Raw genomic sequence first — 13,850 nt, forward strand, 5'->3', positions numbered from 1 at the left:
AATTACATCATCATCATTTTCATACTTGCATTCAGGCGAGCAGGAATTGATATATGTAATTTAAAATATTTCAAAACCCGTCTGAATAAATTCAGACGGGTTTTTTAGTTCTACACGTTTGGTTTATTCAGATTTAAAAAACTAAAAATGAATAAATTAAAAATTGCTATTCAGAAAAGCGGAAGATTAAACCAAGACTCTCTAGAACTCTTAAAAGATTGTGGTATAAAAATAGACAACGGAAAAGATCAACTGAAAGTTTCAGCACGTAATTTCCCTTTAGAAGTCTTGTATTTGCGAAATTCAGATATCCCACAATATATTGAAGATGGTGTTGTAGATATCGCTATTATTGGTGAAAATATTCTAATTGAAAAACAGAAACAAGCGGAAGTCGTTGAAAAACTAGGCTTCGCCAAATGTAGAGTTTCACTAGCTGTTCCTAAGCGGATTGAAATCGATGAAGCCGCTTACTTCAATGGAAAAAAAATTGCAACCTCTTACCCTAACACACTTCAGACGTATTTAAAGAAAAACAATATAGAAGCCGACATTCATGTCATTTCTGGTTCTGTAGAAATCGCGCCAAATATTGGCTTAGCAGATGGTGTTTGTGATATCGTAAGTTCTGGAAGCACACTTTTTAAAAATGGTTTAAGGGAAACTCAAGTGATACTAAAATCCGAAGCCGTTTTAGCAAAAAATCGCAATCTTAATGCGGAAAAAGAAGCTATTCTAGAAAAGCTCATATTCAGAATCCAAGCGGTTTTAAGAGCAAAAAATTCGCGCTACGTCTTAATGAACGTACCAACTTCTAAGATTGATGAAGTCACTGCAATTCTTCCGGTTTTAAGAAGTCCAACAATACTACCTCTAGCACAAGAAGGTTGGAGTTCATTACACTCTGTAATTGAAGAAGAAAAATTTTGGAATAATATTGACGCCCTTAAAAACGCAGGAGCAGAAGGTATTTTAGTCGTTCCTATTGATAAAATGGTGCTATAATGAGAGTATATAAAAATCCAAACAAATCAGACTGGAATACGCTAGTAAAGCGTCCCATTTTAGAACAACAAGATCTTGATGATATTGTAATTGACATTCTAAAAGATGTTAAAAACAATAAGGATCAAGCCTTATTTAAATATGCTGAGAAATTTGACAAAACGAAATTAGACACTATTCAAATTGATGCTAACGAAATTGAAACTGCAAAAAATCAAATACCTCAAGATTTGAAAAATGCCATCAATTTAGCGAAACAGAATATTGAAACATTTCATAAAAGTCAAAAAGAAAAAGAACAAATCATTGAAACCACAAAAGGAGTTAAGTGCTGGAGACGATCTGTTGGAATTGAAAAAGTAGGCTTATACATTCCTGGAGGTTCCGCTCCCCTATTTTCAACAATCTTAATGCTTGGTATTCCGGCTCAATTAGCAGGTTGTAAAGAAATTATATTATGTTCTCCACCAAATAAGAAAGGCCATATAAATCCTGCCATTTTATATACCGCAAATCTTGTTGGTATTTCAAAAATATATAAAGTTGGTGGCGCACAAGCTATTGCTGCTATGGCTTATGGTACGGAATCTATTCCGCAAGTATATAAAATATTCGGCCCAGGAAATCAATTTGTGACTAAGGCAAAAGAATTGATTCAACAACAAGGAGTGGCTATAGATATGCCTGCTGGTCCTAGTGAGGTTTTGGTAATCGCAGATAAAACGAGTAATCCAGAATTTGTCGCAGCAGATTTATTGTCACAAGCAGAACATGGAGCAGATAGTCAGGTGATATTAGTATCAGATGATGAAAATATTATCAATCAAACCATCGCAGAATTAGACAAACAACTTAGCCAATTACCTCGAAAAGCCATTGCCGAAAAAGCTCTAAAGATAAGTCGTGCTATTCAATTAAATTCAATAAACGAATGCATCGAATTCAGTAATTTGTATGCACCAGAACATTTAATCATTGCTACAGATAATGCTTCAGATTATATAGAACACATTACAAATGCAGGTTCTGTATTTTTAGGAAAATACAGTTGCGAAAGTGCTGGAGATTATGCAAGTGGCACTAATCATACCTTACCAACAAATGGACATGCAAGAAATTACAGTGGAGTATCCTTAGATAGTTTTGTAAAGAAAATTACGTTTCAAAATTTAAATAAAGAAGGCATAAAAAATATTGGTCCTACAATAGAATTAATGGCTAAAGCCGAAGGATTAGATGCACACAAAAACGCCGTAACATTAAGATTAAAACAGATAAACAATGTTTGATTTAAAGACCTTAGTTAGACCAAATATATTGGCGCTTAAGCCATACTCTAGCGCTCGCGATGAATTTAAAGGTGATGAAGGTGTATTTTTAGATGCCAACGAAAATCCGTTTGGCACTTTGAATCGCTACCCTAATTCAGATCAAAAAAACCTAAAACAAAAGCTAACAGCATATAATGGCATAGCAAACAACAATACTTTTGTTGGAAATGGTAGTGACGAAATTATAGACCTTATTTATCGCATTTTTTGCAATCCAGGAAAAGATAAAGCACTCACGTTTACACCAACATTTGGCATGTATCAAGTCGCTGCAGACATCAATGATATTGCATTAATAACACTTCCGCTAAATGATGAATTTCAGATTAACAGAAATGATTTAACATCATATTTCGAAGATGAAAATCTAAAACTCATATTCATCTGCTCACCAAACAATCCTACAGGGAATTGTTTTAATAAATCAGACATTGAATTCATCTTAAAAAATTTCAAGGGTATTGTGATTATTGATGAAGCTTATGCAGATTTTAGTGATCAGCAATCTTGGCAAAATTCTTTTGAAGCCTATCCTAACCTTATCGTTATCCAAACATTTAGTAAAGCTTGGGCTTTAGCAGCTGCAAGAATAGGAATTGCATATGCTAACGACGAGATTATTCAATTACTCAATAATGTTAAGATGCCTTACAATATTAGTAAGTTAAATGAAACTGCTGCTATTGAAGCCTTAGAAAATCGAAAAGATTTTGAAGCCAATAAGCAAATCATTCTTGATGAGAAAGCGCTATTGATTCAAGAATTGAAAACCTTAGACATTATAAAAAAAATATATCCATCTGATGCTAATTTTTTATTGGTTGAAGTTGATGATGCCAATGAACTATACCAAAACTTAGTGGAACAAAAAGTGATCACCAGAAACCGAAATAGTCTGGTAGAGAATTGTATAAGAATTACGGTTGGAAGACCTGAAGAGAATAAGAAATTAATAAAAGCACTAACAGGCCTGATAGGTTTTAAAAACCTGTCAGGTCTCAATACGACCAAATAATGAAAAAAGTTTTATTCATAGACAGAGACGGCACATTAGTCATAGAACCACCAATCGATTTTCAACTCGATAGTTTAGAAAAATTAGAATTTTATCCTGGTGTTTTTCAATGGCTATCAAGAATCGCAAAAGAGTTCGATTACGAGCTCGTTATGGTGACCAACCAAGATGGTTTAGGAACAGATTCGTTTCCTGAAGACACCTTTTGGCCAGCACAAAATAAAATCATTCAAGCCTTTAAAAATGAAGGTGTAGAATTCTCAGAAATACTAATTGATAAAAGTTTTCCTGAAGACAATGCACCAACTCGAAAACCCAGAACAGGCTTACTTAACAAATACATTCACGGCAATTACGATTTAAAAAATTCTTTTGTCATTGGAGACAGAGCTACAGATATTGAATTGGCTAAAAACCTAGGAAGTAAAGGCATTTACATAAATTCGGAAGGTAGCGATTATGCCATTTTGAATACCACCTCATGGGAAGAAATTTACAATTATTTAAAAGCGATTCCAAGAACCGCAACTATTGTTAGAAAAACCAATGAAACTGATATCCAGGTTGACATTAATTTAGATGGTTCTGGAAAAAGTAATATTTCTACAGGATTAGGATTCTTTGACCACATGTTAGAACAAATTTCAAAACATGGAAATATCGATTTATTTGTAAAAGTGGATGGAGATTTAGAAATAGACGAACACCACACCATAGAAGATGTTGCCATAACCTTTGGTGAAGCTTTTATTGAAGCTTTAGGAAGCAAACGCGGTATTGAACGCTATGGTTTTTTATTACCAATGGACGATTGCCTAGCACAGGTTGCCATCGATTTTGGAGGCAGACCTTGGTTGGTTTGGGAACCAGAATTTAAACGTGAAATGATTGGAGAAATGCCAACTGAGATGTTTATGCACTTTTTTAAATCTTTTAGCGATGCCTCTAAATGTAATTTAAATATTAAGGCTGAAGGCGACAATGAACACCATAAGATTGAATCCATTTTTAAAGCCTTTGCTAAAGCTATAAAAATGGCAGTTTCAAAGACCAATAATTTTTCAATACCAAGCACAAAAGGAAGCCTTTAGATGATGAATACGAACTAAAATTTGAAAATAAAAATAATGATTAATTCTCGGATTGTCCCCTTGAGGGGACTTTAGGGGTGTTTTAAAAATAGGAACAAAAAATGATTGCAATTATAAAATACAACGCAGGTAATATTCGTTCTGTCCAAAATGCTCTCAATCGTTTAGGTTATGAGAGTATGATTACAGATGATAAAACCGAGATATTAAATGCTGATAAAGTTATTTTCCCAGGTGTAGGAGAAGCGAGTTCAGCTATGAAATATTTAAAAGACAAAGGACTTGACGACGTCATTAGATCCATCGAAAAACCTATGCTTGGTATTTGCTTAGGCTTACAATTAATGTGTGATTATAGTGAAGAAGGTGACACCAAATGTTTAGGGATTTTTAATACACAAGTGAAAAAATTTCCACCAAAAGAGAAAGTACCTCATATCGGTTGGAATAGTTTTGCTGAAGTAAAAGGCGAACTTTTTCAACATATAAAACCCGAAAGCGACATGTATTATGTACACAGTTATTATGCTAAAAAAAATGAGCAAACTATTGCAACTTGCAATTATATAAAACCATTTGCAACAGCAATACAGCACAATAATTTTTACGCCACACAATTTCACCCAGAAAAATCGGCTGATGTTGGTACACAATTATTAAAGAATTTTTTAGAGTTGTAAAAAGATAATGCAGACCTCGCAGGTTTTAAAAACCTCGCAGGTCTAATCAAGTAATAAAAAGAAGTAGTAATAAAAACAAGAGAGTAAGGATGAGATTCCTGCTTTCGCAGGAATAAAATGAGAATCATACCAGCAATAGACATCATAGACGGAAAATGTGTTAGACTCACAAAGGGAGATTATAACACAAAAAAAGTATATAACGAAAACCCTTTAGAAGTAGCCAAGGCCTTTGAAGCTAATGGCATTGAATATTTACATTTAGTAGATTTAGATGGAGCCAAATCTAAACATATTGTCAATCATAACATATTAGAAAGCATTACCACAAAAACCAATTTAAAGGTTGATTTTGGAGGCGGCTTAAAATCTGATGACGATTTAAGAATTGCATTTGAATGCGGAGCGCATCAAATTACAGGAGGAAGTATTGCTGCCAATAATCCAGATGTATTTTTAGCATGGCTAGATAAATATGGCTCTGAAAAAATAATTTTAGGAGCCGATTGCAAAGACCGAAAAATTGCTACCAATGGTTGGTTGGAAGCTTCAGAATTAAATGTTGTTGATTTTATAAACGATTATGAATCAAAAGGCATTCAATATGTAATTTGTACAGATATCTCAAAAGATGGCATGCTACAAGGCACTTCAAACGCATTATACACCGAAATTATTTCAAAATCGAATGTAAAACTAATTGCAAGTGGAGGTGTGTCTTCTATGCAAGATTTAGAATTGGTAAATGCCATAGGTTGCGAAGGAGTAATTCTAGGAAAGGCCATTTACGAAGGCAATATAACACTTAAAGAACTTCAGAAATTATGCTAAAAAAACGAATTATACCTTGTCTTGATATCCAAGATGGAAGAACCGTAAAAGGCATCAATTTTGTGGATATTATCGATGCTGGCGACCCAATTGAATTGGCGAAAAGCTACGTGGCTCAAGGTGCTGATGAATTGGTATTTTTAGATATTACAGCTACAATTGAAAAGCGAAAAACATTAGTAGAATTGGTGACTCATATTGCTGAAGAAATTAATATTCCGTTTACCGTTGGAGGTGGCATCAATTCTATTGAAGATGTTTCTGCAATTATAAAAGCTGGAGCAGATAAAGTGAGTGTGAATTCTTCAGCCGTTAAAAACCCTAAATTGATTACTGAAATCGCCAACGAATTCGGGAGTCAATGCGTGGTTGTTGCCATCGATACAAAATTTATAGATGACGAATGGATGGTATTTGTACATGGAGGACGCACAGCAACACCATTAAAAACATTAGATTGGGTACAACAAGTTGAAGCTTTAGGAGCTGGTGAAATACTACTTACTTCTATGAATAACGACGGTACCAAAGCAGGTTTTGCTCTTGATATTACTAAAAAAGTAAGCGCCTCTGTTAATATTCCGGTAATTGCTTCAGGAGGAGCAGGAACTAAAAAACATTTTAAAACCTTGTTTGAAAACACGCAAGCAAGTGCAGGATTGGCAGCAAGCATTTTTCATTATGGTGAAATTCCAATTCCAGAATTAAAACAGTATTTAAAAAACGAAAACATAGCAATACGATGGACATAGATTTTTCAAAAGACAACGGACTTGTCCCTGTCATTATTCAAAATAATAACACCTTACAAGTATTAATGTTAGGTTACATGAATTTGGAAGCCTTCAATAAAACTAAAGCCGAAAACAAAGTCACTTTTTTTAGCAGAAGCAAAAACAGACTTTGGACCAAAGGCGAAGCATCTGGTAATTTCTTAATAGTTAAAGACATTCAAATTGACTGCGATAACGATACTATTTTAATTAAAGCAGAACCTAAAGGACCAACATGCCACACAGGAAGCACCTCTTGTTTTAAAGAAGAAACGGCCAAAGGTTTTTTATATGAATTGCAGCAAACTATCAGTGACCGAATTGATACTAACGATGAGAATTCTTATACCAACAAATTATACAAAAGCGGCATTAACAAAGTTGCTCAAAAAGTAGGTGAAGAAGCTGTAGAATTGGTTATTGAAGCCAAAGATGACGATGCCGATTTATTTAAGAATGAAGCAGCCGACTTAATGTACCATTATTTAATTTTACTGAAAGCTAAAGGGTTTACGCTTGAAGACATTGAGAATGTATTGGAAAGCCGACAACGGTAAATCCTTTTATTCCACATACTTATTGATTGAATCATCATCTAATAAAAAAATCCCGAAAGGTTTTCAAAACCTTTCTAGAACACAAAAAAGCATCTGAAAACAGATGCTTTTAACTTCTACCCTAAAATTAGACTTACCCTTAGAAATTGATAGCAGTAGAATGATTTTATATAATTAAACTCCAACTAAATCGCCTTCTTCATTTTTAGTGGCTAAATCGGATTTACCCATTAAATACATATCTACTTGACGAGCCGCTTCTCTACCTTCCGAAATTGCCCAAACAATTAAGGATTGTCCTCTGCGCATATCGCCAGCTGTGAATATATTTGGAATATTGGTTTGGTATTTTCCGTAGGTTGCTTTGTAATTAGAACGCACATCTCTTTCTAAACCTAGTTTATCTGCAATAGTAGATTCTGGACCTGTAAAACCAAGCGCTAATAATGCTAAATCACATTTCCATGTTTTTTCTGTACCTGCAACTTCAATCAGTTTAGGACGTTCTCCTGGCACCATTTCCCATTCTACATTTACCGTTTTTAAAGCTGTTAATTTACCTTTAGCATTTGTTACAAACTCTTTAGTGTTGATTAACCAATTACGCTCCACACCTTCTTTATGAGATGTTGACGTTTTTAATTGCAACGGCCAATATGGCCAAGGTGTTGCCGGTGAACGATGTCCTGGTGGTTTTGGCATAATTTCAAAATTAACTACCGATTTTGCACCTTGACGATTCGATGTACCTATACAATCTGATCCTGTATCTCCACCTCCAATTACTATAACATTCTTGCCAGTTGCTAAAACTTGATCTTTTACTTTCTGACCGAAAACAACTTTAGTTTGTTGCGTTAGGAAGTCCATCGCTTGCACTACGCCATCTGCATCGACACCAGGTGTTGGTAAACTTCTTCTTTCAGTTGCACCGCCACAAAGTACGACAGCATCAAACTTTTTTAAATCTTCAACATCATAATTCACACCAACATTAACATTGGTTTTAAACACAATACCTTCAGCTTCCAAAATGGCTAAACGCCGATCTATAATGCCTTTTTCCATTTTAAAATTTGGAATTCCGTAGCGTAATAATCCACCAATAGCATCATCACGTTCAAAAACCGTTACTGTATGACCAGCTCTGTTTAATTGTTGCGCTGCAGCTAAACCTGCTGGACCAGAACCAACAATTGCAATTGTTTTTCCTGTTCTGGTTTTAGGTGGCTGCGGTTTAATCCAACCTTCTTTAAAGGCACGTTCAACAATATTTTTTTCGATATTTTCTATAGAAACTGGATCTTCAATAATACCCAAAACACATGCTTGCTCGCAAGGTGCAGGACACAAACGACCTGTAAACTCTGGGAAGTTATTTGTTGAGTGTAATATCCAAGAGGCTTTTTGCCATTCGCCTTGGTGTACCATATGATTAAAATCTGGAATTAGATTCCCAAGCGGACAACCACTATGACAAAATGGAATGCCGCAATCCATACAACGTGACCCTTGCTCTTGAAGATCTTTATCCTTTAAAGGCACAGTAAATTCATTATAATGCTTTACACGATCCTTTACTGGCTTGTATGACTCATCTTTTCTTTCAAATTCTTTAAAACCTGTTACTTTTCCCATTTTATTCCTGCGAAGGCAGGAATCTCATCCTGCTTTCTAAATTTAATTGTATTATCACTTTTATCTTCTCCCTTAGCTTACACCAATTCTTCAACCATTTGTTCTTCTGTCTCTAAACGTTTTAAAGCACGTTTGTATTCCGTTGGCATCACCCGAACAAAATTCTTCAAGCTTGTTTCCCAATCTTCCAATAGAGATTTACCTAATTGACTATCTGTATATTTTACATGCTTTTCAATTACCGCTTTTAAATCGTTAGCATCTTTCTTCAGAATCTTTTCAAATTCTATGGTTTCGGTATTACATAATCCATTAACAAATTTGTTCTCTGGGTCATATACATATGCTATTCCTCCACTCATACCTGCAGCAAAATTTCGTCCTGTTTTACCAAGAACAACCACTTTTCCACCTGTCATGTATTCACAACAATGGTCACCTACACCTTCTACAACTGCTGTTGCACCCGAATTTCTAACTGCAAAACGTTCTCCTGCAATTCCATTGATATACGCTTGTCCTTCGACCGCACCAAATAAGCAAACATTACCAATAATGATATTGTCTTCTGCTTTGAAATCTGCTTTCGTTGGCTTCTTAACAATTAACTTAGCTCCAGATAATCCTTTCCCTAAATAATCATTTGTATTTCCTTCAAGTTTAAAAGTCAATCCGTGTGCTCCAAACGCTCCAAAACTTTGTCCTGCAGAACCTTCAAAATTTATATTTAAGGTATCTTCAGGTAATCCTAAATGTCCATAGATTTTTGAAATTTCATTACTTACAATCGCACCAACCGTTCTATTCGTATTCTTTATTGGATAAGCTAACGACATCTGCTCTTTTCGATATAAAGCGCGATGCGAATCTTTTAGAATTTTGAAATCTAAAACATTATCTAAATTATGTTCTTGCTTCTCAGTATTCTTAACCGTCATCTTACTATAAGCTTCTGGTCGGTATAAAATAGAAGATAAATCTAAGCCCTTAGCTTTATAATGCTTAATGGCTTTATTAGCATTAATTTTATGTGTTTGACCAATCATTTCTGCCATAGATCGAAAACCTAGTTCTGCCATAATACCTCTTAATTCCTCTGCGATATAATAGAAGAAATTAATAACATGCTCTGGTGTCCCTTTAAAGTTTTTACGCAACTCTTTATCTTGAGTTGCGATACCAACAGGACAGGTATTTAAATGACATTTACGCATCATAATACAACCAGAAGCCACTAAAGGTGCTGTTGCAAATCCGAACTCTTCCGCTCCTAATAATGCTGCAATAGCGACATCACGACCTGTTTTTAATTGCCCATCACATTCAACAACAATTCGACTTCTTAAATTATTAAGTACTAAGGTTTGTTGTGCTTCTGCTAAACCTAATTCCCAAGGCAAGCCCGCATGTTTTAAAGAGGTTAGAGGTGATGCTCCTGTTCCGCCATCGTATCCTGAAATAAGCACCACATCTGCTTTTGCTTTCGCTACACCTGCAGCAATGGTACCTACTCCAACTTCTGACACTAATTTTACATTAATTCTAGCTTCTCGATTTGCATTTTTTAAATCGTAAATTAATTGTGCTAAATCTTCAATTGAATAAATATCGTGATGTGGTGGTGGTGAAATTAAACCTACAAATGGTGTAGAATTTCGAGCTGCAGCAATCCATGGCAATACTTTTTCACCAGGTAACTGACCACCTTCTCCAGGTTTTGCACCTTGAGCCATTTTTATTTGAATCTCTTTAGCGTTGGTTAAATAGTGAGAGGTTACTCCAAAACGACCAGAAGCCACTTGCTTAATGGCAGAATTTCTGCTATCGCCATTGACATCGGGTTGAAAACGTCTTCGGTCTTCTCCTCCTTCACCTGAATTAGATTTTCCTCCAATTCTGTTCATGGCAATGGCTAAATTTTCATGCGCTTCACGCGAAATTGAACCGTATGACATCGCACCTGTTTTAAATCGTTTTACGATATCTGTCCAAGGTTCTACTTCTTCAATAGGAATTGGGTCAATATTATTAAATTCAAACAACCCACGAATGGTCATTAAATTTTCTGACTGTTCATTAATGGCTTTTGCATACACATCGTAACTCGCTTGGTCACTCAATCTCACAGCTTGTTGTAATTTTGCAACCGTAGTTGGGTTAAACAAATGCTTTTCACCATTTCGTCTCCATCTATAATCTCCACCAATATTTAGACCTAATCGCTTATCAACTTCGGTATTTGGATAGGCAAATTTATAGCGCTTTTCTATTTCTTTTTCAATTTCATATAATCCTATACCTTCGATTCTTGAAGCTGTATACGGAAAATATTTTTCAACAAATTGAGAATTAAACCCTACGATTTCAAAAATCTGAGAACCTCTGTAAGAACGTAAGGTTGAGATTCCTATTTTATTCATTACTTTCAGTATTCCTTTTCCGATAGCTTTATTGAAATTATCAACCGCCTTTTGCTCATCCATACCAGTGATAAAACCCTCTTTAACTTGCGCTCTAATGATTTCATTTACCATATAAGGATTTACAGCACTTGCTCCATAACCAAATAATGTTGCAAAATGATGTGGCTCACGTGGTTCTGCAGATTCGATAATAATATCGAAATATGAACGCTTACGTAAACGATTCATCTGATGGCTTACATAAGAACAAGCTAATAATGGTGGAATTGGCGCCATTTCTTTACTAACACCTCTATCTGATAAGATTATAATGTTTGTTTTTCTAACTAAAGCTTTTTCAATTTGAACTATTATGCTGTCTAAAGCATCTTCTAAACCATTAAGACCTTTATCTTTTTGATATAACATCTCGATGGTTTCAGCTTTAAAGCCTTCAACTTTAATATTTCTAATTTTAGCTAAATCGTCATTTGAAATTACTGGATTCTGAATTTTCAATTTTCTACATTGCCTTTCGGTAATACTAAAAATGTTTCTATCCTTTCCTAAAGACAAACTAATATCTGTAACAATTTCTTCACGAATTCCATCTAAAGGTGGATTGGTAACCTGAGCAAATAATTGCTTAAAGTAGTTTGAAATTAATTGCGGTTTATTAGATAAAACGGCTAAAGGTGTGTCAGTCCCCATAGAACCTAAAGCTTCCTTAGAATTTATAGCCATTGGCGTAATAACTTCTTGAATATCTTCGAACGTATAATTAAATAAACGTTGTCTTGTTTTTATATCTAGAGTTTCAATCGGACAGGTTTCACCAGTATACGGAATATCTTTTAAGTGTAATCTCGTTTTATCTAACCATTCTTGATATGGTCTTTCTCTAACAATTTTACTTTTTATTTCTTCGTCATTAATAATTCGACCTTGGTTCATGTCTACTAAAAACATTTTTCCAGGCTCTAAACGACCGTGACTTTCAACATCTTCTGGTGCAATATCTACAACACCAATTTCTGAAGACATAATCAATTTACCACTTTTAGTCACTGTATATCGTGACGGCCTTAAACCGTTTCTATCTAATAATGCCCCAATATAATTCCCATCTGTAAATGGCACAGAAGCTGGTCCATCCCAAGGTTCCATAATACAAGCATTATAGTCGTAAAATGCTTTTCGTTCTGGCGACATGGTTTTGTGTTTTTCCCATGCTTCAGGAATCATCATCATCATGACTTCAGGTAATGAACGCCCTGTGTGTGTCAACAATTCTACCACCATGTCCATAGAAGCTGAATCTGATTTTCCTGGTAAGATAATTGGGAATAATTTTTCTATTTGCGGACCAAAGACCTCACTTTTCATGATTTCCTCACGCACACGCATTCTACTAATATTTCCACGAAGGGTATTTATTTCTCCATTCTGACACATAAATCGAAATGGTTGCGCTAACTCCCAAGTAGGCATCGTATTGGTAGAAAAACGTTGGTGCACTAAAGCCAAACGTGTTACTAAATCGTCTTCTTGTAAATCTTTGTAATAAGGACCTATATCTTCTGGCATAATAATACCTTTATATATCAGTGTATTCATTGATAAACTAGACACATAAAAATAAGAGCTTTGCGACATCTTAGATTTTCTAACGGTATGCTCTGTGATCTTACGTGCTGCATAGAGTTTTGCTTTAAAATCTGCCTCAGAAACTTCGTTAGATTTTCCAACAAAAAGTTGTTCTATATTAGGTTCTGAAGCTAAGGCGATTTCACCTAATTGTGTAGAATCTACAGGCACTTCTCTCCATCCAATTACAGAGAGTCCTTGAGCTATAATTTCTTTCTCAAAAGTATCCTTGCAAAACTTATATTGATTTCTGTTTTTTGGCAAGAAAACCATACCTACAGCATACTTCCCTTTTACTGGCACTTTAAACCCACAAACACGCTTAAAATAAGCATGAGGAATATCTATTAAAAGACCTGCTCCATCACCTGTTTTTCCATCAGCACTTACACCTCCTCGATGCTCTAGTTTTACCAGTATTTCTAAGGCGTCATGTATAATTTGATTTGTCTTCTCTCCCTTTAGATTACAGATGAATCCAGCACCACAATTTTCGTGTTCAAATTCCGGTAAATAAAGTCCTTGCTTCTTAAACATAATTCAGAAAAATTTTAAAGGTTTTTACCCCTTATTACATCTCTAATATAGAAGCTATAATTCGATTAAAAAAAAAGTAGAAACACTTTTCAAGAATTCACAATAAGCATTAAAATGATTGCGGTAAATCTAATTAACACGACATCTGAATGCTAAATCAATAATAACAAATCACCAACAAAAAAACCAATACAATAAGAAAACAATTTAAAAACAAATAAAACATTGAAAATAAATCACAAAAACACGCTTTTTAATGAAAAATACAAAAACCTCAATTGTTGATATAATAAAAATATAGCTTAAATTAATTTTAACCCCCAAATTAACAGGGTTAAAAATT

Annotated in this window: 10 protein-coding genes; 8 read left to right on the forward strand and 2 right to left on the reverse strand. The window is 34.7% G+C overall.

What is annotated here, in order from left to right; genetic code table 11:
• The first annotated feature begins 147 nt into the window (after nucleotides 1-147).
• The 8 genes from hisG to hisIE all read left to right on the forward strand — a co-directional run bounded on the left by hisG (nucleotide 148) and on the right by hisIE (nucleotide 7,283).
• Nucleotides 148-1,005 carry an ATP phosphoribosyltransferase gene (gene hisG / locus VDP25_RS00080; RefSeq protein WP_115815982.1) on the forward strand — a complete coding sequence of 286 codons (858 nt, stop codon included), beginning with the start codon at nucleotides 148-150 and terminating at the stop codon, nucleotides 1,003-1,005.
• A complete protein-coding gene (gene hisD / locus VDP25_RS00085; protein WP_334465219.1) occupies nucleotides 1,005-2,294 on the forward strand; it encodes a histidinol dehydrogenase in 1,290 nt (429 codons plus the stop codon). The genes hisG and hisD overlap by 1 nt, the downstream gene beginning before the upstream one ends.
• Nucleotides 2,287-3,351, forward strand: a complete 1,065-nt coding sequence (hisC, locus tag VDP25_RS00090) for a histidinol-phosphate transaminase (RefSeq protein WP_334465222.1) — start codon at nucleotides 2,287-2,289, stop codon at nucleotides 3,349-3,351. Before hisD ends, hisC begins: the two co-directional genes overlap by 8 nt.
• Complete coding sequence (gene hisB, locus VDP25_RS00095; RefSeq protein ID WP_334465225.1) at nucleotides 3,351-4,442, forward strand: bifunctional histidinol-phosphatase/imidazoleglycerol-phosphate dehydratase HisB; 1,092 nt, start codon at nucleotides 3,351-3,353, stop codon at nucleotides 4,440-4,442. The genes hisC and hisB overlap by 1 nt, the downstream gene beginning before the upstream one ends.
• A 101-nt stretch (nucleotides 4,443-4,543) precedes the next feature.
• Nucleotides 4,544-5,122, forward strand: a complete 579-nt coding sequence (hisH, locus tag VDP25_RS00100; RefSeq protein WP_334465228.1) for an imidazole glycerol phosphate synthase subunit HisH — start codon at nucleotides 4,544-4,546, stop codon at nucleotides 5,120-5,122.
• Between the two features lie 117 nt (nucleotides 5,123-5,239).
• Nucleotides 5,240-5,953 carry a 1-(5-phosphoribosyl)-5-[(5-phosphoribosylamino)methylideneamino]imidazole-4-carboxamide isomerase gene (gene hisA / locus VDP25_RS00105; RefSeq protein ID WP_334465231.1) on the forward strand — a complete coding sequence of 238 codons (714 nt, stop codon included), beginning with the start codon at nucleotides 5,240-5,242 and terminating at the stop codon, nucleotides 5,951-5,953.
• Nucleotides 5,947-6,705 carry an imidazole glycerol phosphate synthase subunit HisF gene (hisF, locus tag VDP25_RS00110; RefSeq protein ID WP_334465234.1) on the forward strand — a complete coding sequence of 253 codons (759 nt, stop codon included), beginning with the start codon at nucleotides 5,947-5,949 and terminating at the stop codon, nucleotides 6,703-6,705. Before hisA ends, hisF begins: the two co-directional genes overlap by 7 nt.
• On the forward strand, nucleotides 6,696-7,283 hold the full coding sequence (gene hisIE, locus VDP25_RS00115; RefSeq protein ID WP_334465237.1) for a bifunctional phosphoribosyl-AMP cyclohydrolase/phosphoribosyl-ATP diphosphatase HisIE: 588 nt from the start codon (nucleotides 6,696-6,698) through the stop codon (nucleotides 7,281-7,283). The genes hisF and hisIE overlap by 10 nt, the downstream gene beginning before the upstream one ends.
• Before the next feature lie 174 nt (nucleotides 7,284-7,457).
• Here hisIE and VDP25_RS00120 read toward each other — a convergent pair whose 3' ends face one another.
• Nucleotides 7,458-8,921: a glutamate synthase subunit beta gene (locus tag VDP25_RS00120; protein ID WP_334465240.1), complete on the reverse strand. Its 1,464-nt coding sequence runs from the start codon at nucleotides 8,919-8,921 to the stop codon at nucleotides 7,458-7,460.
• Nucleotides 8,922-8,998: 77 nt separating this feature from the next.
• Nucleotides 8,999-13,507 carry a glutamate synthase large subunit gene (gene gltB / locus VDP25_RS00125; RefSeq protein ID WP_334465243.1) on the reverse strand — a complete coding sequence of 1,503 codons (4,509 nt, stop codon included), beginning with the start codon at nucleotides 13,505-13,507 and terminating at the stop codon, nucleotides 8,999-9,001.
• Nucleotides 13,508-13,850 lie beyond the last annotated feature (343 nt).

This window comes from Winogradskyella sp. ECml5-4 (assembly GCF_036903175.1).
Lineage (GTDB): Bacteria > Bacteroidota > Bacteroidia > Flavobacteriales > Flavobacteriaceae > Winogradskyella > Winogradskyella damuponensis.

Coding starts and splice junctions, on each gene's coding strand:
- hisG (WP_115815982.1), top strand. CDS start 148: ATGAATAAATTAAAAATTGCTATTCAGAAAAGCGGAAGATTAAACCAA.
- hisD (WP_334465219.1), top strand. CDS start 1,005: ATGAGAGTATATAAAAATCCAAACAAATCAGACTGGAATACGCTAGTA.
- hisC (WP_334465222.1), top strand. CDS start 2,287: ATGTTTGATTTAAAGACCTTAGTTAGACCAAATATATTGGCGCTTAAG.
- hisB (WP_334465225.1), top strand. CDS start 3,351: ATGAAAAAAGTTTTATTCATAGACAGAGACGGCACATTAGTCATAGAA.
- hisH (WP_334465228.1), top strand. CDS start 4,544: ATGATTGCAATTATAAAATACAACGCAGGTAATATTCGTTCTGTCCAA.
- hisA (WP_334465231.1), top strand. CDS start 5,240: ATGAGAATCATACCAGCAATAGACATCATAGACGGAAAATGTGTTAGA.
- hisF (WP_334465234.1), top strand. CDS start 5,947: ATGCTAAAAAAACGAATTATACCTTGTCTTGATATCCAAGATGGAAGA.
- hisIE (WP_334465237.1), top strand. CDS start 6,696: ATGGACATAGATTTTTCAAAAGACAACGGACTTGTCCCTGTCATTATT.
- VDP25_RS00120 (WP_334465240.1), bottom strand. CDS start 8,921: ATGGGAAAAGTAACAGGTTTTAAAGAATTTGAAAGAAAAGATGAGTCA.
- gltB (WP_334465243.1), bottom strand. CDS start 13,507: ATGTTTAAGAAGCAAGGACTTTATTTACCGGAATTTGAACACGAAAAT.